At 54.2% G+C, this 22,364-nt stretch carries 24 protein-coding genes, 1 pseudogene and 1 other annotated feature; of the genes and pseudogenes, 7 read left to right on the plus strand and 18 right to left on the minus strand.

Annotation, left to right across the window (positions count from 1 at the left end; all coding sequences use genetic code 11):
* The first annotated feature begins 87 nt into the window (after positions 1 to 87).
* Positions 88 to 261 carry a YciY family protein gene (locus HVX72_RS09740; RefSeq protein ID WP_131729057.1) on the plus strand — a complete coding sequence of 58 codons (174 nt, stop codon included), beginning with the start codon at positions 88 to 90 and terminating at the stop codon, positions 259 to 261.
* A gap of 40 nt (positions 262 to 301) precedes the next feature.
* Here the strand turns inward: HVX72_RS09740 and HVX72_RS09745 are convergent, their stop codons facing one another.
* Positions 302 to 598 carry a YciI family protein gene (locus HVX72_RS09745; RefSeq protein ID WP_042283503.1) on the minus strand — a complete coding sequence of 99 codons (297 nt, stop codon included), beginning with the start codon at positions 596 to 598 and terminating at the stop codon, positions 302 to 304.
* 250 nt (positions 599 to 848) lie between these two features.
* On the opposite strand from HVX72_RS09745, the gene tonB reads away from it, so the two are divergent.
* Positions 849 to 1,583 (plus strand): TonB system transport protein TonB, encoded by a 735-nt coding sequence (tonB, locus tag HVX72_RS09750; protein ID WP_181823258.1) that lies wholly within the window; start codon positions 849 to 851, stop codon positions 1,581 to 1,583.
* A gap of 70 nt (positions 1,584 to 1,653) precedes the next feature.
* Here the strand turns inward: tonB and yciA are convergent, their stop codons facing one another.
* The 5 genes and pseudogenes from yciA to HVX72_RS09775 form a co-directional block, all read right to left on the minus strand.
* Positions 1,654 to 2,055 carry an acyl-CoA thioester hydrolase YciA gene (yciA, locus tag HVX72_RS09755; RefSeq protein WP_042283498.1) on the minus strand — a complete coding sequence of 134 codons (402 nt, stop codon included), beginning with the start codon at positions 2,053 to 2,055 and terminating at the stop codon, positions 1,654 to 1,656.
* A 100-nt stretch (positions 2,056 to 2,155) separates the two neighbouring features.
* On the minus strand, positions 2,156 to 4,342 hold the full coding sequence (locus HVX72_RS09760; protein WP_181823088.1) for a TonB-dependent siderophore receptor: 2,187 nt from the start codon (positions 4,340 to 4,342) through the stop codon (positions 2,156 to 2,158).
* Between the two features lie 200 nt (positions 4,343 to 4,542).
* Complete coding sequence (locus HVX72_RS09765; protein ID WP_181823089.1) at positions 4,543 to 5,082, minus strand: septation protein A; 540 nt, start codon at positions 5,080 to 5,082, stop codon at positions 4,543 to 4,545.
* A gap of 55 nt (positions 5,083 to 5,137) precedes the next feature.
* The gene (locus HVX72_RS09770) at positions 5,138 to 5,881 is read right to left on the minus strand and encodes a YciC family protein (RefSeq protein WP_181823090.1); all 744 of its coding nucleotides are present in this window, start codon (positions 5,879 to 5,881) and stop codon (positions 5,138 to 5,140) included.
* Between the two features lie 28 nt (positions 5,882 to 5,909).
* Positions 5,910 to 5,987: pseudogene (locus tag HVX72_RS09775) on the minus strand (YkgJ family cysteine cluster protein); the annotation flags it as partial.
* Positions 5,988 to 6,221: 234 nt separating this feature from the next.
* On the opposite strand from HVX72_RS09775, the gene ompW reads away from it, so the two are divergent.
* The gene (ompW, locus tag HVX72_RS09780; RefSeq protein WP_181823091.1) at positions 6,222 to 6,860 is read left to right on the plus strand and encodes an outer membrane protein OmpW; all 639 of its coding nucleotides are present in this window, start codon (positions 6,222 to 6,224) and stop codon (positions 6,858 to 6,860) included.
* Positions 6,861 to 6,933: 73 nt separating this feature from the next.
* Here ompW and HVX72_RS09785 read toward each other — a convergent pair whose 3' ends face one another.
* The 9 genes from HVX72_RS09785 to trpE form a co-directional block, all read right to left on the minus strand.
* On the minus strand, positions 6,934 to 7,812 hold the full coding sequence (locus tag HVX72_RS09785; protein WP_181823092.1) for a manganese catalase family protein: 879 nt from the start codon (positions 7,810 to 7,812) through the stop codon (positions 6,934 to 6,936).
* A gap of 19 nt (positions 7,813 to 7,831) precedes the next feature.
* Complete coding sequence (locus HVX72_RS09790) at positions 7,832 to 8,338, minus strand: ferritin-like domain-containing protein (protein WP_060571304.1); 507 nt, start codon at positions 8,336 to 8,338, stop codon at positions 7,832 to 7,834.
* A gap of 60 nt (positions 8,339 to 8,398) precedes the next feature.
* A complete protein-coding gene (locus tag HVX72_RS09795; protein ID WP_181823093.1) occupies positions 8,399 to 8,899 on the minus strand; it encodes a ferritin-like domain-containing protein in 501 nt (166 codons plus the stop codon).
* Positions 8,900 to 8,982: 83 nt separating this feature from the next.
* The gene (locus tag HVX72_RS09800) at positions 8,983 to 9,165 is read right to left on the minus strand and encodes a general stress protein (RefSeq protein ID WP_042283472.1); all 183 of its coding nucleotides are present in this window, start codon (positions 9,163 to 9,165) and stop codon (positions 8,983 to 8,985) included.
* A gap of 568 nt (positions 9,166 to 9,733) precedes the next feature.
* Entirely contained in the window at positions 9,734 to 10,540 is an 807-nt protein-coding gene (gene trpA, locus HVX72_RS09805) for a tryptophan synthase subunit alpha (protein WP_042283468.1), read from the minus strand.
* On the minus strand, positions 10,540 to 11,733 hold the full coding sequence (gene trpB / locus HVX72_RS09810) for a tryptophan synthase subunit beta (protein ID WP_181823094.1): 1,194 nt from the start codon (positions 11,731 to 11,733) through the stop codon (positions 10,540 to 10,542). The genes trpA and trpB overlap by 1 nt, the downstream gene beginning before the upstream one ends.
* 10 nt (positions 11,734 to 11,743) lie before the next feature.
* Entirely contained in the window at positions 11,744 to 13,105 is a 1,362-nt protein-coding gene (trpCF, locus tag HVX72_RS09815; RefSeq protein ID WP_233459216.1) for a bifunctional indole-3-glycerol-phosphate synthase TrpC/phosphoribosylanthranilate isomerase TrpF, read from the minus strand.
* Entirely contained in the window at positions 13,106 to 14,701 is a 1,596-nt protein-coding gene (gene trpD / locus HVX72_RS09820; RefSeq protein WP_060571302.1) for a bifunctional anthranilate synthase glutamate amidotransferase component TrpG/anthranilate phosphoribosyltransferase TrpD, read from the minus strand.
* Positions 14,701 to 16,263 (minus strand): anthranilate synthase component I, encoded by a 1,563-nt coding sequence (gene trpE / locus HVX72_RS09825; protein WP_181823095.1) that lies wholly within the window; start codon positions 16,261 to 16,263, stop codon positions 14,701 to 14,703. The genes trpD and trpE overlap by 1 nt, the downstream gene beginning before the upstream one ends.
* Before the next feature lie 23 nt (positions 16,264 to 16,286).
* Positions 16,287 to 16,381, minus strand: a sequence feature (Trp leader region).
* 159 nt (positions 16,382 to 16,540) lie between these two features.
* On the opposite strand from trpE, the gene rnm reads away from it, so the two are divergent.
* From rnm to rluB, 3 genes are all read left to right on the plus strand, one after another.
* Complete coding sequence (gene rnm, locus HVX72_RS09835) at positions 16,541 to 17,422, plus strand: RNase AM (protein WP_042283459.1); 882 nt, start codon at positions 16,541 to 16,543, stop codon at positions 17,420 to 17,422.
* Positions 17,419 to 18,039 carry an L-threonylcarbamoyladenylate synthase gene (locus tag HVX72_RS09840; protein WP_042283457.1) on the plus strand — a complete coding sequence of 207 codons (621 nt, stop codon included), beginning with the start codon at positions 17,419 to 17,421 and terminating at the stop codon, positions 18,037 to 18,039. The genes rnm and HVX72_RS09840 overlap by 4 nt, the downstream gene beginning before the upstream one ends.
* A 100-nt stretch (positions 18,040 to 18,139) precedes the next feature.
* Positions 18,140 to 19,015: a 23S rRNA pseudouridine(2605) synthase RluB gene (rluB, locus tag HVX72_RS09845; RefSeq protein ID WP_042283455.1), complete on the plus strand. Its 876-nt coding sequence runs from the start codon at positions 18,140 to 18,142 to the stop codon at positions 19,013 to 19,015.
* Between the two features lie 51 nt (positions 19,016 to 19,066).
* On the opposite strand, the gene cobO is transcribed toward rluB, so the two are convergent.
* A complete protein-coding gene (gene cobO, locus HVX72_RS09850) occupies positions 19,067 to 19,657 on the minus strand; it encodes a cob(I)yrinic acid a,c-diamide adenosyltransferase (protein ID WP_042283454.1) in 591 nt (196 codons plus the stop codon).
* Positions 19,654 to 20,415 carry a YciK family oxidoreductase gene (locus HVX72_RS09855; protein ID WP_042283452.1) on the minus strand — a complete coding sequence of 254 codons (762 nt, stop codon included), beginning with the start codon at positions 20,413 to 20,415 and terminating at the stop codon, positions 19,654 to 19,656. The genes cobO and HVX72_RS09855 overlap by 4 nt, the downstream gene beginning before the upstream one ends.
* Positions 20,416 to 20,628: 213 nt before the next feature.
* On the opposite strand from HVX72_RS09855, the gene sohB reads away from it, so the two are divergent.
* A complete protein-coding gene (sohB, locus tag HVX72_RS09860) occupies positions 20,629 to 21,675 on the plus strand; it encodes a protease SohB (protein WP_060571296.1) in 1,047 nt (348 codons plus the stop codon).
* Positions 21,676 to 21,751: 76 nt separating this feature from the next.
* Here the strand turns inward: sohB and HVX72_RS09865 are convergent, their stop codons facing one another.
* On the minus strand, positions 21,752 to 22,003 hold the full coding sequence (locus HVX72_RS09865) for a YciN family protein (RefSeq protein ID WP_042283446.1): 252 nt from the start codon (positions 22,001 to 22,003) through the stop codon (positions 21,752 to 21,754).
* Positions 22,004 to 22,364 lie beyond the last annotated feature (361 nt).

Below are 22,364 nucleotides of genomic sequence, written 5' to 3' on the forward strand. Positions count from 1 at the left end.
TCTGGCAAATAAAAACGCGGGAAAAGCGCTAGCCTGCCTGGCGACGAGGCGTATAATGCAGACTCTTGCACTGTAAGAGTAAGTCACATGAAGCGGAGTAGAACGGAAGTGGGACGCTGGCGTATGCTGCGTCAGGCCAGTCGCCGAAAAGCGCGTTGGCTTGAAGGGCAGTCACGTCGCAATATGCGGATCCACTCAATCAGAAAGTGTATCCTCAACCATCAGCGTAACGCGCTGCTGTTTGCGATCCACAGCGTCTGAGCAACACGGGCACCGCCTGCGGTGCCCAAAGAACCGCGGTTTAAAACGTTTTCTTATAGGGCTTAACCGACACCTGGGCATACACCCCGGCGGCCACATACGGATCGGCTTCCGCCCACTTTTGCGCGTCTTCCAGTGAATCAAATTCTGCAATGACCGTTGAGCCGGTAAAACCCGCCGCACCCGGATCGTTGCTGTCGACCGCGGGCATTGGACCTGCGGTCAACAAACGACCTTCATCGCGAAGCAACTGCAGACGCGCCAGATGAGCAGGGCGGACGGAAAGGCGTTTTTCCAGCGAATCGGCGTGATCCTGAGCATAGATAACATAAAGCACGTATAAGGCTCCTTAATCAGAAACGTCATGGGACGCAAACAGGCAAATCGAGTGTGTAAATACGTTATTGGAAAGGTCACCTGACTGCAACGCAAAGATGTCAGCTTTGTTAAGGCCACAGCGTTAGCAAGGTTTTTTTCGCCAGAATTTGGTTTTTAAATGCCGCCGACTGTGATGCCTTATTGAATATGATTGCTATTTGCATTTAAAATTGAGGTCTGGTTTTTCAACTGAAACGATTATGACTTCAATGACCCTTGATTTACCTCGTCGCTTCCCCTGGCCGACGCTGCTCTCTGTTGCCATTCATGGCGCGCTGGTTGCGGGACTCTTATATACCTCGGTACATCAGGTTATTGAACTGCCCGCGCCTGCGCAGCCTATCTCCGTAACGATGGTCTCTCCGGCAGACCTGGAACCGCCTCAGGCGGTTCAGCCGCCGCCGCAACCGGTCGTTGAGCCTGAACCCGAGCCGGAACCTGAAATTACCCCCGAACCGCCAAAAGAAGCGCCGGTGGTGATCGAAAAACCGAAACCCAAGCCAAAGCCAAAACCGAAACCCAAACCGAAGCCGGTGAAAAAGGTCGAGGAACAGCCGAAACGGGACGTTAAGCCCGCAGAGCCGCGTCCGGCATCACCGTTTGACACTAACGCGTCTGCGCGTCCGACGACCCGTACCGCGGCGGCAACCAGCAAACCTGCCGTCGCCGTGCCGTCAGGACCGCGCGCCCTGCGCCGTAATCAGCCACAGTATCCGGCGCGCGCGCAGGCGTTACGTATTGAAGGGCGGGTGAAGGTGAAATTTGATGTGACTGCAGACGGTCGGGTGGACAATGTGCAAATTCTTTCTGCCCAACCTGCCAATATGTTCGAGCGTGAAGTGAAGAATGCGATGCGCAGATGGCGCTACGAAGCGGGTAAACCCGGTTCCGGGCTGGTGGTCAATATTGTCTTCCGTCTGAACGGCACCACACAGATCGAGTAATGAATCGTATAAATCCGCAGCCGGAGGACAGTACACCGTCCTCCGGCACTGTTGAGGCAGGTTTCCGATATCAGTCCTGAACCGGCAGCGGGCGCGGCTTTCCGTCCGGATCAACCGCAACATAGATAAACAGCGCTTCGGTTGCTTTGTAGCGCTGGCCAATGGGCTCTGACGCCACTTTTTTCACCCAGACTTCAATATTAATACTCACCGAGGTGGTTCCGCGCTTCACGCAGCGCGCGTAACAGCACACGACATCGCCCACGGCTACCGGGCGCAGAAAGCTCATTCCTTCCACGCGGACGGTTACCACGCGGCCATGAGCAATCTCTTTCGCCTGAATCGCGCCGCCAATATCCATTTGTGACATCAGCCAGCCGCCAAAAATATCGCCATTGGCGTTTGTGTCGGCGGGCATGGCCAGTGTGCGTAAAACCAGTTCGCCCTGAGGGACGTTAGTTGTTGTTGTCATGGTAAAACCGAGTAGAGAGAAAAAATTCCAGCCGCGATGCTACTATGATTTTCGCATGGATAACAGAGGGGAAACGCCCGCGAGGCGGGCGTTGGAGAGATTAAAATGACATGGTGACGCCAGCGTAATATGCCCGGCCTGGTTCGTTGTAGGTCGACGCGCCGTCGTTTTCACGATAAATCTGCTTATCGAACAGGTTACTGATGCCCGCATTGAGTCGCAGATTCTTTGTCATCTGATAATTCGCGCCAATGCCGACAATCGCGTAGGCGCCGATTTCTTTATCCGACATTGCGCCGGTTTCGTTACGCGTTTCGGCGTACTCACGCGGTTTCTGACGGCCATACTGCGTCCACTGGAGGTTTGTCGAGAATTTATCGTTAACCTGCCAGTCCAGCATGGTATTGATCGTGTACTTAGGAATAACCGACAGTGGGTTACCGGTGTCCTTATTTTCCGATTTGATCATGTAGGTCGCATTGGTGCGCCAGCTCAGGGTGTCCGGCAGCAGCGGGATCACCACGTTACCTTCCAGACCTTCGACTATTGCTTTGCCGCCGTTTTCCCACTGCAGAATGTTGTTGCCGTTAGAGGCGTAGCCGATGATGTCGGTTCCCGAAACAATCTTATTTTTGTAGTCGTTACGGAACCAGGTTATGCCCGCATCCCAGCCGTCATAGTTAAATTCAAGACCGATCTCTTTATTGATGCTGATTTCCGGATCCAGGTCCGGGTTGCCCAGCAGGTAGCAACTGCCCGTGGCGATATTATTCGGGCAGCCGTTGCCGCGTGTGGACAGCAGATAGCCTTCGCTGGACTGATACAGGTTTGGCGCTTTGAAGACCCGCGCAATCCCGGCTTTTAGCTTAAACATGTCGCCAAGCTCCTGGGACATGTTCAGGCTGGGGCTCCAGTTACTGCCGAAGTCATTGTGATAGTCAAAGCGGAGCCCCGGGATGATGTCCGTTCCTGGGCGCGCCTGGATGTTATCTTCAAGATAAATACCGGTCAGGGTGGCGCTGTTTTTCGTGCTACGGTCAGAAGCGTCGCCGGAGACATTGCCAATCTGCACGCCGGATGCGCTGGTCGCCTGCATCGATGCCGGATCGTTTAGTTCATCGCGGCTCCATTCGGCCCCAAGGGTCAGGGTTTGATCGAACAGCCAGAAGACCGGAATGTTCAGTTCGCCAGAAGAACGATACGACTCCAGGCGGCTGGTGGAGTAATCGGTATTATTGATCATTCCCTCCACTTTCCCGGTCGAGCCTTCCTGCATCCGCGTATTATTGGTTTTTTCGTAATAGACGCCGAATTTTGACTGTCCCCAGTCCCAGATCCCGTTATGGGTTAAGCCCCATGACTGACGGTACATCCGGTTAGTTTCTTCACCGTATAGCGTGTTGACCAGACCATTAGGGCTGACGTTACTGTTACTGTACTGAGTGTCGCCTGCGTAAATATTCCCCTGGCGGCTGTAGCTGTAGTCAAAATCGACAATCTGCTGCGGCGTCAGTTTCCAGGAGAGCAGGGCATTAATATCTTTGTTGCGTACCCCTTCACGTCCGGCGGCATAGGAGCCGTTTTGTTGGGTATTGATGTCCGCGGCGTCGGCGTCGGTTTTGTTAATGTTTCCGTACAGGCGCATCGTCAGTACATCGTCAATGAGCGGCCCACTCAGGTTGAAGTTTGCGCGCTTGGTCGCGCCTTCTTTATTGTTCTCGGGCTGGTTGGTATAGAGAGAAAGCGAGCCGTGCCAGTCGTTTGTTGGCTGTTTGGTGATGATATTCACCACGCCGCCAGCGGCGCCAGAGCCGTAGCGTGCCGCCGCCGGGCCGCGCAGAACCTCAATACGCTCAACCATTTCCGCAGGCACCCAGTTGGTATCACCCCGGGTGTCCCGCTCGCCGCGCCAGCTATAGCGTACCGAGTTTCTGGACGTTACCGGTACGCCGTCAATCAAAATAAGGGTGTTTTCCGGACCCATACCGCGAATGTCTATCTGACGGTTATTGCCCCGGCTGCCGCTGGCGCTGTTACCCGTCAGGTTAACCCCCGGCATAGTGCGAATAATATCGGAGAGATCGTTAACAGGAGGGTGTTTTTCAATGTCTTTGGCGGTAATGACAGACACCCCTGGCTGTTGCTTAAGGGCTTCTTCGGCGGTGGCCTGAACGACCATGGTTTCACCGTCATTCATCGCGTCGTCTGCAGCGAACGCATTTCCACTCAATGCTGCGGCAATCAAGAGCGCCAGAGGGCGCGGAGAGCTTTTTATTATCGAAATCATCAACGGACATCCCTATTGTTAAAAATGCGATACGGAATATCAATGATAAGCATTCTCATTACAATATCAGGAAGGCAATCTCCACAATATCTTCATGATTCACCCAATTTATGGATCGATAACAAAGGAAAAGTGCAGAACAGGTGATACCGGGAGGGGAGAAAAAAAGCCAGGTTTTCAGGCCTGGCATCGAAAGCGGTTCAGGATTTGTCTTCCTGCGGCATATGTCGATAAATATAGACGCCGCTGAGCAGGGTAAAAATCAGCGTCAGCGCGGTCAGGCCAAACACTTTAAAGTTCACCCAGATATTTTGCGGTAGCCAGAACGCGATATAAATATTCGCGAGGCCGCACAGAATAAAGAACACCGCCCATGCGAGGTTGAGCTTCGACCACACTGCTTGCGGCAGCGTCAGTTCTTTACCCAACATGCGCTGAATCAGCGGTTTTTTCATTACCCACTGGCTGATCAGCAACGCGCTGGCAAACAGGCCATAAATGACCGTGACTTTCCACTTAATAAACTCATCGTTATGGAAGAAGATCGTCAGCCCACCAAACACGGCGACCAGAATAAAAGTAATCAGCGCCATTTTCTCTACCTTGCGGTAGCGAACCCAACTGTAGATAAGCACGATGGCCGTTGCCACAATCAGCGCGGAGGTGGCGGCATAGATGTCATAGACTTTGTAAAAAACAAAGAAGACCACCAGCGGTAAAAAATCGAGAAACTGCTTCATTGTTCATTTCCGTAATCAAAAGCGTCGGGCGAAAAGGCCTGCGACGCGTAAGGGGTTATTGGCGAATCAACATATACAAACGGAACAGGTAGATGAGCAATACGGCAGAGATCAAATTGCTCAACGTATTTGCGATCACCGCGCCAACGTTCGGGTCAAAGGCGGCAAAGCTCGATGCGAACAGTAACAGCAGCGTTTTTGCCAACAGCCAACCGATGACGGCCGGGGCCACCAGTCGCATGTTCGCCCACGCCAGACGCATGCTGTTACGCATGGTCTCAAATATGCCCATCTTATCCTGCACCAGCATCACCGGGGCCAGAGCCAATACGATGGCCAGCAGAATGCCGGGCACCACAATCAGCATAATCCCGAGTTGCACCAGCAGCGTGGTCAGCAAAATTAGAATGAACAGCTTTGGCAGCGCCGGCGCGCTGGCGCCAATAGCACGCAGCGCGCTCACGCGGTGGCCTGCGGAAATGAGCTGGATCATTAACAACACGCCACCGGCGAGGACGGCATTACCGATAAGGCCGGAGAACGTGGACGCCGCCGACGCACGCAGGAGGATCTGCTGCTGCTCTGGCGTCATATTTTGCACCAGCTCGAACAAGCCAGCGCTCCCGGCCAGATGATCCCCTTCACTCAACTGCGCGATTTGCGCATCGCTGGGTGAGAAGGCATGCCCTAATACCACCGTGATAAACGCGCACAGCAGCGAGATCAGCAGGATGGTTAAAAATTGATTACGGAAAAAATTCCCGGTGTCACGGTATACGGACTTCGCCGTGATAGACATGCACTCTCCTTGAGTTTTGCAGGTGTTATTAAGCGGGCAATTGTACCCTGGATAAAGGCGCAGTGGCAGCATCAACGGTTGTATGGAAAAGCATATCTTTGTAAAGCAGGAAGCAATAAACAGGCGCTGGCTTTGACGATTGCTCAAAAGATATTCACTTTATGAAAATATTTCAAATTTGATCTGAATGACAATAACCAGGATTTTGAATGCTACTTCTAAATTAATCTGGATCAATAAATGTTAAATTACACGACGTAATGTGATCCAGGTTAGATCACTTATTACTCCAATGTGGGTATATTCGTCACGCAGTTATAACCATAACGATGGAGCGGATATGAAAAAGTTAACAGTGGCGGCGTTGGCAGTAAGTACACTTCTCTCTGGCGGCGTCTATGCGCATGAAGCTGGCGAGTTTTTTATTCGGGCAGGCTCGGCGACGGTTCGTCCGACAGAAGGCGCAGACGGCACATTAGGCCATCTGGGCGGTTTTAATGTCAGTAACGATACCCAACTCGGCCTGACCTTTACCTATATGGCGACCGACAACATTGGTATTGAACTGCTTGGCGCGACGCCGTTCCGCCATAAAGTCGGAACCAAAGCAACCGGCGATATCGCGACCGTGCACCACCTACCGCCAACACTGATGGCGCAATGGTATTTTGGCGATTCCAGCAGCAAGCTGCGTCCTTATGTCGGGGTAGGCGTAAACTACACAACCTTCTTTGATAATGACGTCAATGAAAATGGGAAAAATACCGGGGTTTCCGATCTTAGCCTGAAAGATTCCTGGGGCGCGGCGGGGCAGGTTGGGATGGATTATCTCATCAACCGTGACTGGCTAATTAACATGTCCGTCTGGTATATGGACATCGATACTACCGCAGACTATAAGCTCGCCGGTGTCAAACAGCATGATGACATTCGTCTCGACCCGTGGGTATTTATGTTCTCCGCCGGTTATCGTTTCTGATGCCATAAAAAAAGACCCCGTATTTACGGGGTCAATAAGGACATGACACACACGGAATTATTTCTTCACGCTATTACTGCTTTTCCTGCGGCTCGCCTTGACCGAGTTCTGCACTGGTGAGCGGGTCGGCCGACGGATCGGACTTGGTTCTTTCCGCCATCGCTTTTAACAGCGTTTGCTGCTGTTTCGTCAGTTTGACGGTAGCCAGACCGTCACCGCCGTCAACGGCTGGCATCGGTTCGGCAACATATTCAAAGTTCTCGTCACTGTTCCAGCTACCGCGCGGATCGTCGCCCTGAGACATGTTGTAGTACACGTTGGTGTACTGCTCGACAGGCGGCAATTTACCCGGCGGGAAGTTATTGCGAATTGAGTACAGCGCCTTTTCAAACGACAACTGGTGCGCAGCTTCACGGGTCATCAGAAACGCCAGCGCGTCTTTAACGCCGGGATCGTCTGTGACGTTAATCAGCCGCTCGTAAATAATTTTTGCCCGTGCTTCAGCGGCGATGTTGGATCGCAGATCGGCGGTCACTTCGCCGATTGTGTCGATATAAGCCGCTGTCCACGGCACGCCTGCGGAGTTGGTCAGGGCAGGGCCGCCGCCATAGAGCAGGGAAGTAATGTGGCTATCGTTGCCGTTAGCGGTAAGGGAACGATACAGTTCGGCTTCGTTTTCCGTACCTTCAGCCAGCGCGCCCTTTGCGCCTTTATTCAGCATGCCTACCAGCGAACCGATGATTTCCAGATGACTCAGTTCCTCGGTCGCTATGTCCATCAGCATCTCTTTGCGTCCTGCATCATCATCACCCAGACCCTGGGTAAAGTAACGACATGCAGCAGCCAGTTCGCCCTGAGGGCCGCCAAATTGCTCCAGCAAAAGATTTGCTAAACCAGGATTAGGCTCACTGACTCGCACCGTATATTGAAGTTGTTTAACGTGTCGAAACATGCTGCCTCCTGATAATAATTTATTTTTTCGCTTCTACGCCGTCTGCTTCAGAGCGCAGCAGGAATTGTTCTGTTGTGTCAGGAATATGTTTAATCAGCCAGTCAGCCATTTGTTTTTCCTCATTAAGGATGGATTCAATGGCAGGAATAGACGCGGTATCGCCTGCTTTTTGCGCAGCTGCGAGCAGGGAGGTATAGCAGGCAATTTCGAATTGCTCAAAAACGTAGCCGCTAATTGACCCTTTCACGATCTCGTCGGAAGGGAACATACCGCCGATAGACTGACCAAGCGCGGCCATTTTACTCATTGAATCTTTGATAACCGAGCGGGAAATATTATTGCGGTCGAGAATACCTTCCAGAACCGTAATTTGATGCTTGGTTTCGCTAATATGTTGTTCAATTCTTGCACGCAAGTCAGGGTAATTATCGATGCGGCTCGCCATTGATTCGAGCATGGATTCGGCTTGTTTTTCCATAGCATGGGCGTCACGAAGCCAGTCATGATAATGTTCAATCGCATTCATTGGTTATGTCCTCAGAAAATAATTAAAAGCAGTGTGGGTTAAAAACAGGAAATAAAATTATCAGGATTTATTTCCGGCTTTTTTATTCACATTAGCAATTGCTAAATCGGTAAGTTTTAAATCAGTGGCTTTTTCTTCTTCCAGCGTTTCTTTAAGCAGTTTGACCGCTTTGGTATAGCCCAGTTGTTCGGCAAGCGTTACCAGAGTGCCGTAGCTTGCAATTTCGTAGTGTTCAACTTTTTGCGCAGCAGCAATCAGGGCGGCGTCACGCACTTCGTTTTTCTCAGTGCTTTCAATGACCTCATTCGCTTCTTCAATCAGGCCTTCCATCGCCACGCACTTCATGCGCTTCACTTTAATACCGGCTTCAGATTCAACGACCTGATCGATACGCTCAATCTGACCCTGCGTTTCTTCAAGGTGAGCCTGAAACGCCTGGATTAATTTTTCGTTAGAGGCGGCTCTGGATAATTTCGACAGAGCACGAGTCAATTGTTTTTCTGCGCTGTAGGTGTCTGAAAGTAGATGGATAAAAACGTCTTCAACAGTCTTCATATTCATTGGTATTCTCCTGAGATTAATACTGCGAGCCCGAAGACTCGCAGCATGCTTCGAGAAATCATGTTGTTGTGGAAACAATTAAATCATGATTTGTCGGATTTATTTCCGCCGTGGCTATTCTGGCCACCTTTTTTACCTGCTTCAGAAGCACGTTGCGGGTCATTTTTAAAATTCCCGCCGCTATGCTGACCGCCTTTGCGGCCTGCTTCTGATGCTTTTTCACGATCTTCGGCGAAATTTCCTGAACCACCACGATGTTCGGCCATGTTATTTCTCCTGTTTCGTTAATATATATAAATGTTAATTTGTGACCGTTGTCGTCACCCTTCTAAAATTAGTCGCTATCAGCAGATAGTCAAATTTAAGCGGCTGTTCTGGTTGCGGTGAAAATAATTTTGCTGCGATATTAATTATTTAATAGTAGCCCGTTAAAAATGAGTGGCTTAGCGACATATCGTTAACCTTTCAACTAATAACTTACGTTACCATAATGTGTGGTTATGTTAATGATAAACGTAATGCTGACATTAACTTACGTTAACTGCGGCTAACTGACGTTTAAGCGTTGACTGGACTCAGGGCTTTAGGATTAATCCTGGCAAACTGTGAGTGTTCAAAATCCATGAAGGAAAATTTTCTATTGATGCAGATTTTTTGAGGGTGCAGGTCGTATAAACGCGGCTGCAGGCAGCAGACGGGTGGCGTAACCAACCAAAAAAACCTGCTATTACAGCAGACTGAAGGAAAAGTTATGGAAACCTGTTCATGGCTTGAGTGCGTTGACGTCACGCAACGGAGCAGGCCGCCAGCATGAATCTGGCGGCCTGGGATGTGTTAACGGCGGGTGGCCGCTTTCATATCGCTGACGAAGGTTTTTAGTTCGCTGAGCATCTGCTCAGGAGTGTCGATATTTTTCTCGATGATTTTTACAATCGCTGAACCCGATATCGCACCTGCCGCACCGGCGTCAATGGCGGCGGATACTTGTTCCGGCGCCGAGATACCGAAACCTTGCAGGGAAGGCGCAGCGTGATATTCCTTCAGCTTTTCTACCAGATGGTGCAATGGCAGCGCCGCCCGGTTCTCGGCCCCGGTCACCCCTGCGCGAGACACCAGGTAAGTGTAGGCGCGACCGTAGGAGGCAATCTGGCGCAGCAGGTCATCGTCCGCATTGGGCGGGCAGATGAAAATTGGCGCGACATTGTGGCGTAGCGCAGCCTGACGGAAGGGGGCGGATTCTTCTACCGGCACATCGGCAACCAGTACCGAATCCACGCCGACCTTTTCACACTGCGCATAAAATTCATCAATGCCCTTACTGAATACCAGATTCGCGTACATCAGCAGACCAATCGGGATCGTTGGATGCTTAGCGCGAATGGCCGCCAGCATCTCAAAACACTGGCCTGGCGTAACGCCTGCGGCAAAAGCGCGCAGGGTTGCGCTCTGAATAGTCGGGCCATCGGCTAACGGATCGGAGAAAGGGATCCCCAGCTCCAGCGCGTCAGCGCCAGCCTCTATCAGGGTATCGATAATGCTGAGCGACTGTTCCACGCCGGGGTCGCCGAGAGTCACGAAGGGGACAAAGGCGCCTTCCTTGCGATCGTTCAGTTGTGCAAACAGCGTTTCGTAGCGTTCCATCAGATTTCCCCTCGCGCTTTCAGAATATCGTGTACCGTAAAGATGTCTTTGTCGCCGCGTCCGGAGAGGTTTACCACCAACAGTTGCTCTTTCTCCGTGTTCTCACGCATCATTTTCAGCGCATGGGCCAATGCGTGGGAGGATTCCAGCGCCGGGATAATCCCTTCATGACGGCACAGCGTTTTGAACGCATCCAGCGCTTCGTCGTCGGTAATCGACACATAATCGGCACGCCCGGTGCTGTTCAGATAAGCGTGCTGCGGCCCCACCGACGGGAAATCCAGACCCGCGGAAATTGAGTAAGACTCTTCGATTTGACCCTCTTCAGTCTGCATCATTGGCGCTTTCATACCGAAGTAAATCCCGACGCGGCCATGCTTAAGCGGGGCGCCATGTTCGCCTGTTTCTATTCCGTGACCGCCTGGTTCAACGCCAATCAACCCGACGCTGGTTTCATTAATAAAGTCAGCAAACATCCCGATAGCGTTGGAACCGCCACCGACGCAGGCAATAACGGCGTCCGGCAAACGTCCTTCTTTTTCAAGGAGTTGCGCTTTGGTTTCTTCGCCGATCATGCGCTGGAATTCGCGTACAATGGTCGGGAAAGGATGCGGGCCTGCCGCAGTGCCGAGCATATAGTGGGCGGATTCGTAGCTGCCAGACCAGTCGCGCAGCGCCTCATTACAGGCATCTTTCAGCGTCGCGGAACCGCTGTGAACGGGAATGACCTCAGCACCCATCAGACGCATACGAAACACGTTGGGCGACTGGCGCTCAACGTCCTTCGCGCCCATGTAGATACGGCATTTCAGGCCGAGCAACGCGCTGGCCAGCGCCGACGCAACGCCATGCTGTCCGGCGCCGGTTTCCGCGATGATCTCGGTTTTGCCCATTCGCTTTGCCAGTAGCGCCTGGCCTAATACCTGGTTGGTTTTATGCGCGCCGCCGTGCAGCAAATCCTCGCGCTTCAGATACAGCGTGGTGCGGGTGCCCGCCGTAATGTTCTGGCACTTCGTTAGCGCGGTGGGACGACCCGCATAGTTTTTCAGCAGGTCGGTAAACTGGGCCTGAAACGCCGGGTCTTTCTGCGCGCTGACGAACGCCTCTTCCAGTTGGCGCAGCGCGGGCATCAGTATCTGCGGCACGTACATGCCGCCAAATTCACCAAAATAGGGATTAAGTAATGTTGTCATGTCCTTTTCCTTAATATGCGCGCAGTGTCGAAAATACCGATGCCAGAAGGCGTGCATCTTTGATGCCCGGCTGTGACTCTACACCTGAATTGAAATCGAGACCGGCGCAGCCGGCTTTCGCGGCCTCGACGCAGTTATCTGCGCCAAGCCCACCTGCTAACAGAACGTTATCCAGCGCCTGTCCCTGCAATAGCGACCAGTCGAAACGCTGGCCGCTGCCGCCCTGGCCGTTATCCAGCACGTATTTGTCGACAGACCGATAATCCCGCGCCGGGAGCGTTTCGCCAACGCTCAGCGCCTTCCAGATCTGCACCTGTGCAGGCAGCGCGGCGCGTAGCGCATCAACGTAAGCCTGGTCTTCGCCGCCATGCAACTGGACGGCAGCCAGCATCAGTCGACTCGCTTTGTCGCAAACGTCGGCGATTTCAGCGTTGCGGAACACGCCCACATACTGCAACGGCGCGGCGGCTTTCACCTGCTGTGCCTGTTCGTCAGTAACGAAGCGGGGGGAGGTAGGAACGAAAATCAGCCCGCCGTAGATCGCGCCCGATTCATAAGCCGTTTTCGCATCTTCCGGGCGCGTCAGCCCACAGACTTTATTTTCCCCCAGCAGGACGCGACGTACAGCGGCGTTGAGATCGTCATATGCCATTAACGCAGAGCCAATCAGAAAACCGTTAGCAAAGTGGCTGAGCTCGCGGACCTGACCGTAGGTGTTGATACCCGATTCGCTGATGACCGTCACGCCGTGACCCAGTTTCGGCGCAAGCTGGCGAGTACGGTTTAAATCAATCGACAGATCGCGCAGATCGCGGTTATTAATGCCGACCACTTTCGCCCCGAGCGCAATGGCGCGCTCCAGCTCTTCTTCGTTGCTCACTTCCGTCAGCACCCCCATTTTCAGGCTGTGGGCGACGGCGGCAAGCTGGCGATACTGTTCATCATCGAGTACCGACAGCATCAGCAGGCAGGCGTCGGCCTGATAGTGGCGCGCAAGGTAGATCTGGTACGGATCGATGATAAAGTCTTTGCACAGAATCGGCTGCGGTGCGACCTGGCTGACGAGCGGCAGGAAATCGAAGCTGCCCTGGAAATATTTCTCGTCAGTGAGGACGGAAATCGCCGACGCATAGTGCTTGTACACATCGGCAATGCGCGCCGGATCAAAATCGTCGCGGATCACGCCCTTCGACGGAGAGGCCTTTTTACATTCCAGAATAAAGGCTGTGCGCGCCCCCTGTAACGCGTCGTAGAAATGACGCGTGCTCGGCTGGACATCCTGTTGGAATGTATCCAGCGGCTGTTGTTGTTTGCGGGCTTCTACCCAAATCGCCTTGTCTGCGACGATTTTCGCTAAAACGGTTTGCATCATTTACCCTCTTGCCGCCAGTGCGGTGACTCGGTCATAAGCGGAACCACTGCGCAGAACGTTCAGTACAGTTTGCGCATTAGCTTTCAGATCTTCTTCACCATGCAGTCGCATCAGCATCGCGACATTTGCGGCGACAGCAGCCTCGTGCGCGGCTTCGCCTTTACCTTGTAGCAAGCGTGTCAGAATGTCACGGTTTTCTTCCGGCGTTCCCCCCGCCAGCTGTTCCTGATGGTACGGCGTCAGGCCGAAGTCTTCCGCGGTGAGCTGATAACTTTTGATTTCGCCGTCATGGAGTTCCGCCACAATCGTCGGCGCATGCAGGGACACTTCGTCCATGCCGCCGCTGTGCACCACCGCCGCGCGCTGATAACCCAACACGCGCAGCGTTTCGGCGATCGGCAGCACCAGTTCCGCGCTGTAGACGCCGATCAGCGCCAGGGGCGGATGCGCCGGGTTAATCAGCGGGCCGAGCACGTTAAACAGCGTACGGGTTTTCAACTGCTGGCGTACCGGCATTGCATGGCGGAAACCGGTGTGGTATTTCGGCGCGAACAGAAAGCAGACGCCGAGCTCGTCCAGCGCCTGGCGCGATTTGTCGGCATTCATGTCGAGGTTGATGCCGAAGGCGGCCAGCAGATCCGACGACCCGGATTTACTGGATACGCTGCGGTTCCCGTGTTTAGCAACTTTCAGGCCACACGCCGCCGCGACAAACGCGCTGGCGGTAGAAATATTAATGCTGTTGCTACCGTCGCCGCCGGTCCCCACGATATCCGCGAACGGATAGTTCGGGCGCGGGAACGGGGCGGCGTTTTCCAGCAGGGCTGTGGCCGCGCCGGCAATCTCCAGCGGATGTTCGCCGCGAATTTTCATACTGACCAGCGCCGCCGCCAGCTGTTCTGGTTTCAGTTCACCGCGGACGACCGCAGAGAAAAGCTGATGGCTTTCCTGCTGGCTCAGGGTTTGCGCCTGATACAGTTTTTCCAGAACAGGCTGCAGCGTATTGGTTGGCTCCAGCTTCTGTTGCGCCCAGGCCAACGTTTGCTCGAGCAGCAACGCGCCCTGGGTGGTGAGGATCGACTCCGGGTGGAACTGAAAACCGCAGACCCGGTCAGCATCGTGACGGACCGCCATCACCATGCCGTTAAAATGCGCGTTAATGGTCAGCCCCGCCGGGACATTACTGCCCACCAGCGAATGGTAGCGCGCCACTGGCAGCGGGTTGCTCAGGCCGGCAAACATCGCCTGCCCGTCGTGCTCAATGCTCGACGCTTTACCGTGAAGAATCTCACCGGCCTGACCGACATAGCCGCCGTAGGCTTCCACAATCGCCTGATGCCCAAGGCAGATGCCAATGATCGGCAGTTTACCGCGCAGACGCGTCAGCAGTTCTGGCATGCAGCCCGCTTCGCTCGGCGCGCCCGGCCCCGGAGAGAGCATCAGCACCGGATTTTTCATGGTGGCGAGGCGGTCGATCAGGGTCTGAGCCGGGATATGGTTACGGTAAATCACTACGTTATGGCCGTTGGTACGCAGCTGATCTGCCAGGTTATAGGTAAATGAATCAATGTTATCGAGCAGCAGAATATCAGCCATCAGAACGTCTCCTGTGCGTGATGCGCGGTCGCGATGGCACGCAGAACCGCGCGCGCTTTATTACGGGTTTCATCGGCTTCAGACTGCGGAACCGAATCCAGCACGATGCCGGCACCCGCCTGCACGGTGGCGATCCCGTCTTCAACCAGGGCCGAACGAATCACGATGCAGGTATCCAGATCGCCGTGAGCGGTAAAATAGCCTACGGCGCCGCCGTAGCTGCCGCGTCGCTGTCCCTCGGCGTCGGCAATCAGCTGCATGGCCCGTACCTTCGGCGCGCCGCTCAGGGTACCCATGTTCATACAGGCGCGATAGGCATGCAGCACGTCGAGATCGCGGCGTAGCTCGCCGACGACGCGGGAAACCAGGTGCATCACGTATGAATAGCGATCGACTTTAGTCAGGTCGGCAACATAGCGGCTGCCCGGCGTACAAATGCGAGCGAGGTCATTACGCGCCAGATCCACCAGCATCAGGTGTTCGGAAAGCTCTTTATGATCGGTGCGCATTTCAAGCTCAATACGGCTGTCGAGGTCGCGGTCCAGCGAACCGTCGGCGCGACGGCCACGCGGACGTGTACCGGCAATCGGGTAAATTTCAATCTGACGACTGGTAGCGTCATATTTCAGTGAGCTTTCAGGTGAGGCGCCAAACAGGGTGAAATCATTGTCCTGCATAAAGAACATATACGGGCTGGGGTTGCTTTTCTTCAGCACGTAGTAGGCTGCCAGCGGCGACGGGCAGGGCAGCGAAAAACGACGGGAGGGCACGACCTGGAAAATTTCGCCAGCGCGAATGGCTTTTTGCATCGTGCGCACCACGGCGCCAAATTCTTCATCGCTCTGATTACACTCGCAGCGCATTTGCGCCACGGAGACCACCGGTAACGGCGGCGCGGGTTCGTTGAGCTGCTGGCTCAGATGCGCCAGACGCGCGTTAAGCCGCTGCCGTTCGTTGTCATCGCTGGTGAACAGGTTGGCCTGAATGCGGGTGCTCTTTTTCTGATGGTCGATCACCATCAATGTTTCCGCCAGATAGAAGCAGTAGTCCGGGCAGCGGTTATTTGCCTCAAGCTGCGGTAAATCTTCAAACCCCGCGACCAGATCGTAAGCAAAGAGGCCGCCGAAGAACATGGCTTCGCGTTCTTCTGCCGGAACGGTCACCAGCGTCTGCAGAATGCGAAACGCGTCAAAGACCGACAGTGAGCACAGCCTGGCGTCTTCATCGAGTAAGGGGCTGACGGAAGGGAAGCGAAGCAGGCGGCCATCCGGCAGCGAGGCATTCTCCACGCCTGCGGGCAGGGCGGTATCCATCAGGTTCAGCAACGCGGCGCCGTTCGCGGATAATGCCTGTAACGTGACAGTGTCACCCATTGCGGTGATGCGTAGCGCGCTGTCAACCAGTAGCAGGCTTTTTAAATCGTTTTTGCTGTCAATATCCGCGGATTCCAGCAGCAGCGTCGCTGGCCGGTTGCCGCAAACCTGATGAAACAACGCCGTGGGGTTCTCGCGGTACGCGGCGTCGCAGGTAATCAGCTCAAGTGTAGGTTTTGATGTCTGCATTGTTGTTCTCATTAATTTTGCTCAAAAAAAAGCCCGCTTGCAGGCGGGCCGGGTATCTGGGTGCGGTTAGCATGCACAAGTACACTGCCCGAAATCAGGAAGTGCGCCACCAACCGTGAAGAATGAAACATGCTTGCATTGTGATACCCTTTTCTAAGTGAACTTTCGTACTAGTTAACTAGTTCGATGGCATATTGTCAATACCTGATTTCAGTTAATTTGCTGAAACCGTTATGATGCGCAGGCAAGTCCATTTATATGAAGACGGGAGTTCGCCTTGAGCGACACGAATTACGCAGTGATTTACGATCTGCACAGCCATACCACGGCGTCCGACGGACGATTGACGCCGGAAGAATTAGTCCACCGGGCTGTCGAGATGCGCGTTGGCACGCTGGCGATTACCGACCATGACACCACAGCCGCGATCCCGGCGGCAAGCGAAGAAATTTCACGATCAGCCCTGCCGCTGACCCTGATCCCCGGCGTTGAGATCTCCACGCTGTGGGAGAATCATGAGATCCATATTGTTGGCCTGAATATTGACATCGCCCACCCGGCGATGTGCGCGTTTCTGGCGGAACAAACCGAACGCCGTCAGCAGCGGGCAAAGCGCATTGCCGAGCGTCTGGAGAAAGCCCACATTCCCGGCGCATGGGAAGGGGCGCTGCGCCTTGCTGACGGTGGCGCGGTGACTCGGGGGCATTTTGCCCGCTTCCTCGTGGAGTGCGGCAAAGCGACGACCATGGCCGATGTCTTCAAAAAGTATCTTGCGCGAGGGAAAACCGGATACGTTCCGCCGCAGTGGTGTACAATAGAACAAGCTATTGATGTCATTCATCATTCCGGCGGTAAGGCGGTGCTGGCTCATCCGGGGCGGTATAACCTTAGCGCCAAGTGGCTGAAAAGACTGGTGGCGCATTTTGCTGACCATCGCGGCGACGCGATGGAGGTTGCGCAGTGTCAGCAGTCTCCCAACGAGCGAACGCAACTGGCCACCCTTGCCCGTCAGCATCAGCTATGGGCATCGCAAGGGTCTGATTTTCATCAGCCGTGCCCGTGGATAGAGCTGGGACGTAAGCTCTGGCTGCCGGCTGGCGTGGAAGGCGTCTGGCAGTTGTGGGAACAGCCACAGAACACCACAGTGAGGGAAGTATGAGTCAGTTTTTTTATATTCATCCTGATAACCCGCAGCAGCGCCTGATTAACCAGGCCGTTGAAATTGTCCGCAAAGGCGGGGTGATTGTTTATCCTACCGATTCCGGCTACGCGCTTGGTTGTAAAATTGAAGACAAAGGGGCGATGGAGCGCATTTGCCGAATTCGCCAGCTGCCGGACGGCCATAACTTTACTCTGATGTGTCGCGACCTGTCGGAATTGTCGACCTATTCGTTTGTCGATAACGTGGCGTTTCGCCTGATAAAGAACAACACGCCGGGGAACTACACCTTTATTCTGAAAGGAACGAAAGAGGTGCCGCGGCGCCTGCTGCAGGAAAAACGCAAAACCATCGGTTTGCGCGTGCCGTCGAACCCCATCGCACTTGAGCTGCTGGAGGCGCTCGGCGAGCCGATGCTCTCTACCTCGTTGATGCTGCCTGGCAGCGAATTTACCGAGTCCGATCCGGAAGAGATCAAAGACCGCCTCGAAAAACAGGTGGACCTGATTATTCACGGCGGTTATCTGGGACAGCAGCCGACCACGGTGATTGATTTAACCGACGATGCGCCCGTGGTGTTGCGTGAAGGGGTTGGAGACGTTAAACCTTTCTTATAAGGTCGCAACTCTGTATACTACGCGGCCTTTAAATGGCGCTTAACGGCGCCGTTAATTCTCCTGTTCGACGCCTGTGAAGGCGACACCTGAAGGAAGCTCTATGAGCGAAAAGTTACAAAAAGTGCTGGCGCGTGCCGGCCACGGCTCTCGCCGTGAAATCGAATCCATTATCGAAGCAGGCCGCGTGAGTGTTGACGGCAAGATCGCGACGCTTGGCGATCGCGTTGACGTCACCCCGGGTTTGAAGATCCGTATCGATGGGCACCTGATTTCGGTAAAAGAGTCTGCGGAACAAATCTGCCGTGTGCTGGCTTACTACAAGCCGGAAGGCGAACTCTGTACCCGCAACGATCCGGAAGGGCGTCCGACCGTGTTCGACCGTTTACCCAAGCTGCGCGGCGCGCGCTGGATTGCGGTAGGACGACTGGACGTGAACACCTGCGGTTTGCTGCTGTTTACGACCGACGGTGAACTGGCGAACCGTTTGATGCACCCGAGCCGTGAAGTCGAGCGTGAATATGCGGTCCGCGTCTTTGGCCAGATCGATGACGCGAAAATTCGCGATCTCAGCCGCGGCGTTCAGTTGGAAGACGGTCCGGCAGCGTTCAAAACCATCAAGTTCAGCGGGGGCGAAGGCATTAACCAGTGGTATAACGTCACCCTGACCGAAGGACGCAACCGTGAAGTGCGCCGCCTGTGGGAAGCAGTGGGTGTGCAGGTAAGCCGTCTTATCCGCGTACGCTACGGTGATATTCCGCTGCCAAAAGGCCTGCCGCGTGGCGGCTGGACCGAGCTGGATCTGGCGCAAACAAACTATCTGCGTGAGCTGGTAGAACTGCCGCCGGAAACCACTTCAAAAGTGGCGGTAGAAAAAGACCGTCGTCGCATGAAGGCCAATCAGATTCGTCGTGCGGTGAAGCGTCATAGCCAAATGAGCGGCGGTCGTCGTTCAGGTGGACGGAACAATAACGGCTGATTGCCTGTCGCTATGCCGGAGGGCGTCTACGCCGCCTTCCGGTTCCTTTACCTAGTAATCAATACCCATCTGAGCTTTGACGCCCGCTTCGAAGGCGTGCTTCACCGGACGGAGTTCGCTGACGGTATCGGCCAGTTCGAGAATATCCCGATGACAGCCGCGCCCGGTAATGATCACCGTCTGCTGATGGGGTCGGTCATTCAGCGCCGTAATCACCTCATCCAGTGGTAGATAATCATAGGCCACCATATAGGTCAGCTCGTCGAGAACTACCATATCCAGCGTAGGGTCCGCCAGCATTCGCTTACCGTGTTCCCATACCGCCAGACAGGCGGCGGTATCTGATTCGCGGTTTTGCGTTTCCCAGGTAAACCCGGTCGCCATCACCTGAAACTCGACGCCATGAGGTTCAAGCAGATTACGTTCGCCGTTCGGCCAGGTGCCTTTGATAAACTGTACAACGCCCACCTTTTTACCATGCCCGACGGCGCGGGTTGCCGTACCGAACGCGGCGGTGGTTTTCCCCTTACCATTACCGGTAAACACGATAATAATGCCGCGCTCTTCCTGCGCCTGGGCGACGCGTGCGTCAACGTTGTCTTTTACCCGCTGCTGGCGCTGCTGATAGCGTTCTTCACTCATTGCGCGATTCCTGGTTTACGGCCCGGTTGGGCGTCGAAGGTCATGCCGGTTTTACGACGGCTGTCGTCGCCCATCAGCCACAAATACAGCGGCATAATGTCGGCGGGAGTTTTGAGTTTTTGCGGATCTTCCGTCGGGAAAGCGCTGGCGCGCATGCTTGTGCGGGTACCGCCAGGATTGATGCAGTTAACGCGCAGGGAACGGTTTTGATATTCATCAGCCAGCACCTGCATCATCCCTTCGGTGGCGAATTTGGACGTGGCATAGGCCCCCCAGTTCGCTCGTCCCTGGCGGCCCACGCTGGACGAGGTGAAAACCAGCGATCCGGAATCCGACTTGAGTAATAAAGGAAGCAACGCCTGGGTGAGCATAAACGTCGCGTTGACATTGACCTGCATAACCTGCTGCCAGACCTGTGGGTCCTGTTCGCTCATGGGACAGATGTCCCCCAACAATCCCGCGTTATGCAGCACACCATCCAGTCGCGGATACTGTCCGGCAATGCGCTGTGCAAGCTGGTGACAGTCTGCGGCGGTACAGGTTAACAGATCGAGCGTGAACCACTGCGGCTGGCTGCCCGTTTCAGTGGCAATCAGGCCTGCGACGTGGCGTAATTTCTCCTCATTGCGGCCAAGCAGGATAACGCTTGCGCCGAAACGGGCGTAGGTCAGGGCGGCTTCACGGCCAATGCCATCGCTGGCCCCGGTGACCAGAATAATGCGGCCCTGAAGAAGATCGTGTTTGGGTTGATAATGCATGGCTACTCCTCGGCGACATGCGTGGCCGCTCTGCTTCTCGTTGACTTTTCGGGTTTATGCCTGAATCTCCGCCATAATTCAATCAGCCTGGGGCGATAACGCCTTAAAATGAACACTTTGTCATACTTTTTCCCTCGCGACATCCAACGAGACGACGCATGACGCCTGTTGTACACTGAGCCGAAGCAAAGTTATTTAACCAAGGTGGGTCGTGTGGAATTGTTGTCTGAATATGGGCTATTTCTTGCCAAAATCATCACCATTGTTGTTGCTGTCGCCGCTATTGCCGCCATTATTGTGAACGTTGCCCAGCGCAAACGTCAGCGTGGCGAATTGCGGGTGACCAATCTAAGCGAGCAGTATCAGGAGATGAAGGATGACCTGGCGATGGCGCTGCTCGACGGTCATCAGCAAAAGCTGTGGCATAAAGCGCAAAAGAAAAAGCGCAAGCAGGAAGCGAAAGCGGCAAAGGCGAGAGCAAAACAAGGCGAAACGCGGGACACCGACAAGCCGCGCGTTTGGGTGCTTGATTTCAAAGGCAGTATGGATGCTCACGAAGTTAACGCCTTGCGTGAAGAGGTGACGGCGGTGCTGGCAGTGGTAAAACCGCAGGATCAGGTGGTTTTGCGCCTGGAAAGCCCTGGCGGCGTGGTGCACGGCTACGGCCTGGCCGCGTCGCAATTACAGCGCTTGCGCGATAAAAACATCCCGTTGACGATCGCGGTCGACAAAGTGGCAGCAAGCGGCGGCTATATGATGGCCTGCGTGGCGGACAGGATCGTCTCTGCGCCGTTTGCCATCATAGGATCTATTGGGGTGGTCGCGCAGATCCCTAACTTTAACCGTTTTCTGAAAAGCAAAGACATTGATATTGAACTGCACACCGCGGGGCAGTATAAGCGCACCCTGACGCTGTTAGGAGAAAACACCGAAGAAGGGCGACAGAAATTCCGTGAAGACTTAAACGAAACACACCAGTTGTTTAAGGCGTTTGTCCATCGTATGCGTCCGACTCTGGACATTGAACAGGTGGCCACCGGTGAGCACTGGTACGGTGAGCAGGCGCTGGAGAAGGGGCTTATTGATGAAATCAATACCAGCGATGACGTGATCCTGAACCTGATGGAAGGACGCGACGTGCTGAACGTGCGCTATCTGCAACGCAAAAAGCTAATGGACCGTTTCACCGGCAGCGCGGCGGAAAGCGCTGACCGCTTACTGATGCGCTGGTGGCAGCGCGGACAAAAACCCCTGATGTAAACATCCCGTACCGGCTGGCGCTGTTTCGCCCTGAATGGCGATATGCGCAGCGCCAACCGGCCGCACTGCGCCAGGGTTAATCAATCAGGTGATATTTCTCAGAAAGCACATGGGCCAGATGTTTAAACATATTAAACACGGCGGTGCTTTTCGGCGTCGGTAAGCCTTGTTCGTCTAAAAAATACTCCCCGCTGAAGACTAACACGCCATTTCGCTGCGTTACGCCGGTGGCTTCAATCCCCGCCAGCGTGTCCTCATGCTCACGAATGATTTTATTGGCTTCTTTCAGCAGCGTTTCGCGATCGATCGGTTGCGTCTCTTTATGCATTTTTTACTCCTTAAACAAGAACATTAGTCTACGCCGGGCGCCGCTTATGGGCAAATATTCGCTGATAAAGTCCAGGGTCTTGTCAACCTTCGCTGACTGGCGAGTTTTGGTTTTGCATGCTAATAAAGTTGCGTAACGAATTTTATCAGGTACAGTGTGACGCTTTCGTCAATCTGGCAACAGATTTGCTTGACATTCGACCGAAATTCCGTCGTGCTATAGCGCTTATGTGCGAAAAAACCTGTTAACTCAGTCACCTGACTATTTAGTGCACAGAGTCAGTACAAGGGGTTGATATCCGCAGACGCAGGGACCATATCCGTGTCTCGTCGCCAGTGGAAGGTGAATCAACGTGCGACGC

The sequence above is a fragment of the Citrobacter sp. RHB21-C05 genome, assembly GCF_013889015.1.
GTDB classification, from domain to species: domain Bacteria; phylum Pseudomonadota; class Gammaproteobacteria; order Enterobacterales; family Enterobacteriaceae; genus Citrobacter_A; species Citrobacter_A sedlakii.

What these genes read in the sequence shown, in the direction of transcription:
- trpB (WP_181823094.1), bottom strand. Translation starts at nt 11,733, where the DNA reads ATGACAACATTACTTAATCCCTATTTTGGTGAATTTGGCGGCATGTAC.
- HVX72_RS09795 (WP_181823093.1), bottom strand. Translation starts at nt 8,899, where the DNA reads ATGAATATGAAGACTGTTGAAGACGTTTTTATCCATCTACTTTCAGAC.
- tonB (WP_181823258.1), top strand. Translation starts at nt 849, where the DNA reads ATGACCCTTGATTTACCTCGTCGCTTCCCCTGGCCGACGCTGCTCTCT.
- trpA (WP_042283468.1), bottom strand. Translation starts at nt 10,540, where the DNA reads ATGGAACGCTACGAAACGCTGTTTGCACAACTGAACGATCGCAAGGAA.
- trpCF (WP_233459216.1), bottom strand. Translation starts at nt 13,105, where the DNA reads ATGATGCAAACCGTTTTAGCGAAAATCGTCGCAGACAAGGCGATTTGG.
- HVX72_RS09740 (WP_131729057.1), top strand. Translation starts at nt 88, where the DNA reads ATGAAGCGGAGTAGAACGGAAGTGGGACGCTGGCGTATGCTGCGTCAG.
- ompW (WP_181823091.1), top strand. Translation starts at nt 6,222, where the DNA reads ATGAAAAAGTTAACAGTGGCGGCGTTGGCAGTAAGTACACTTCTCTCT.
- trpD (WP_060571302.1), bottom strand. Translation starts at nt 14,701, where the DNA reads ATGGCTGATATTCTGCTGCTCGATAACATTGATTCATTTACCTATAAC.
- HVX72_RS09790 (WP_060571304.1), bottom strand. Translation starts at nt 8,338, where the DNA reads ATGAATGCGATTGAACATTATCATGACTGGCTTCGTGACGCCCATGCT.
- HVX72_RS09785 (WP_181823092.1), bottom strand. Translation starts at nt 7,812, where the DNA reads ATGTTTCGACACGTTAAACAACTTCAATATACGGTGCGAGTCAGTGAG.
- rluB (WP_042283455.1), top strand. Translation starts at nt 18,140, where the DNA reads ATGAGCGAAAAGTTACAAAAAGTGCTGGCGCGTGCCGGCCACGGCTCT.
- HVX72_RS09765 (WP_181823089.1), bottom strand. Translation starts at nt 5,082, where the DNA reads ATGAAGCAGTTTCTCGATTTTTTACCGCTGGTGGTCTTCTTTGTTTTT.
- trpE (WP_181823095.1), bottom strand. Translation starts at nt 16,263, where the DNA reads ATGCAGACATCAAAACCTACACTTGAGCTGATTACCTGCGACGCCGCG.
- HVX72_RS09840 (WP_042283457.1), top strand. Translation starts at nt 17,419, where the DNA reads ATGAGTCAGTTTTTTTATATTCATCCTGATAACCCGCAGCAGCGCCTG.
- HVX72_RS09865 (WP_042283446.1), bottom strand. Translation starts at nt 22,003, where the DNA reads ATGCATAAAGAGACGCAACCGATCGATCGCGAAACGCTGCTGAAAGAA.
- cobO (WP_042283454.1), bottom strand. Translation starts at nt 19,657, where the DNA reads ATGAGTGAAGAACGCTATCAGCAGCGCCAGCAGCGGGTAAAAGACAAC.
- HVX72_RS09855 (WP_042283452.1), bottom strand. Translation starts at nt 20,415, where the DNA reads ATGCATTATCAACCCAAACACGATCTTCTTCAGGGCCGCATTATTCTG.
- HVX72_RS09800 (WP_042283472.1), bottom strand. Translation starts at nt 9,165, where the DNA reads ATGGCCGAACATCGTGGTGGTTCAGGAAATTTCGCCGAAGATCGTGAA.
- yciA (WP_042283498.1), bottom strand. Translation starts at nt 2,055, where the DNA reads ATGACAACAACAACTAACGTCCCTCAGGGCGAACTGGTTTTACGCACA.
- HVX72_RS09770 (WP_181823090.1), bottom strand. Translation starts at nt 5,881, where the DNA reads ATGTCTATCACGGCGAAGTCCGTATACCGTGACACCGGGAATTTTTTC.
- HVX72_RS09760 (WP_181823088.1), bottom strand. Translation starts at nt 4,342, where the DNA reads ATGATTTCGATAATAAAAAGCTCTCCGCGCCCTCTGGCGCTCTTGATT.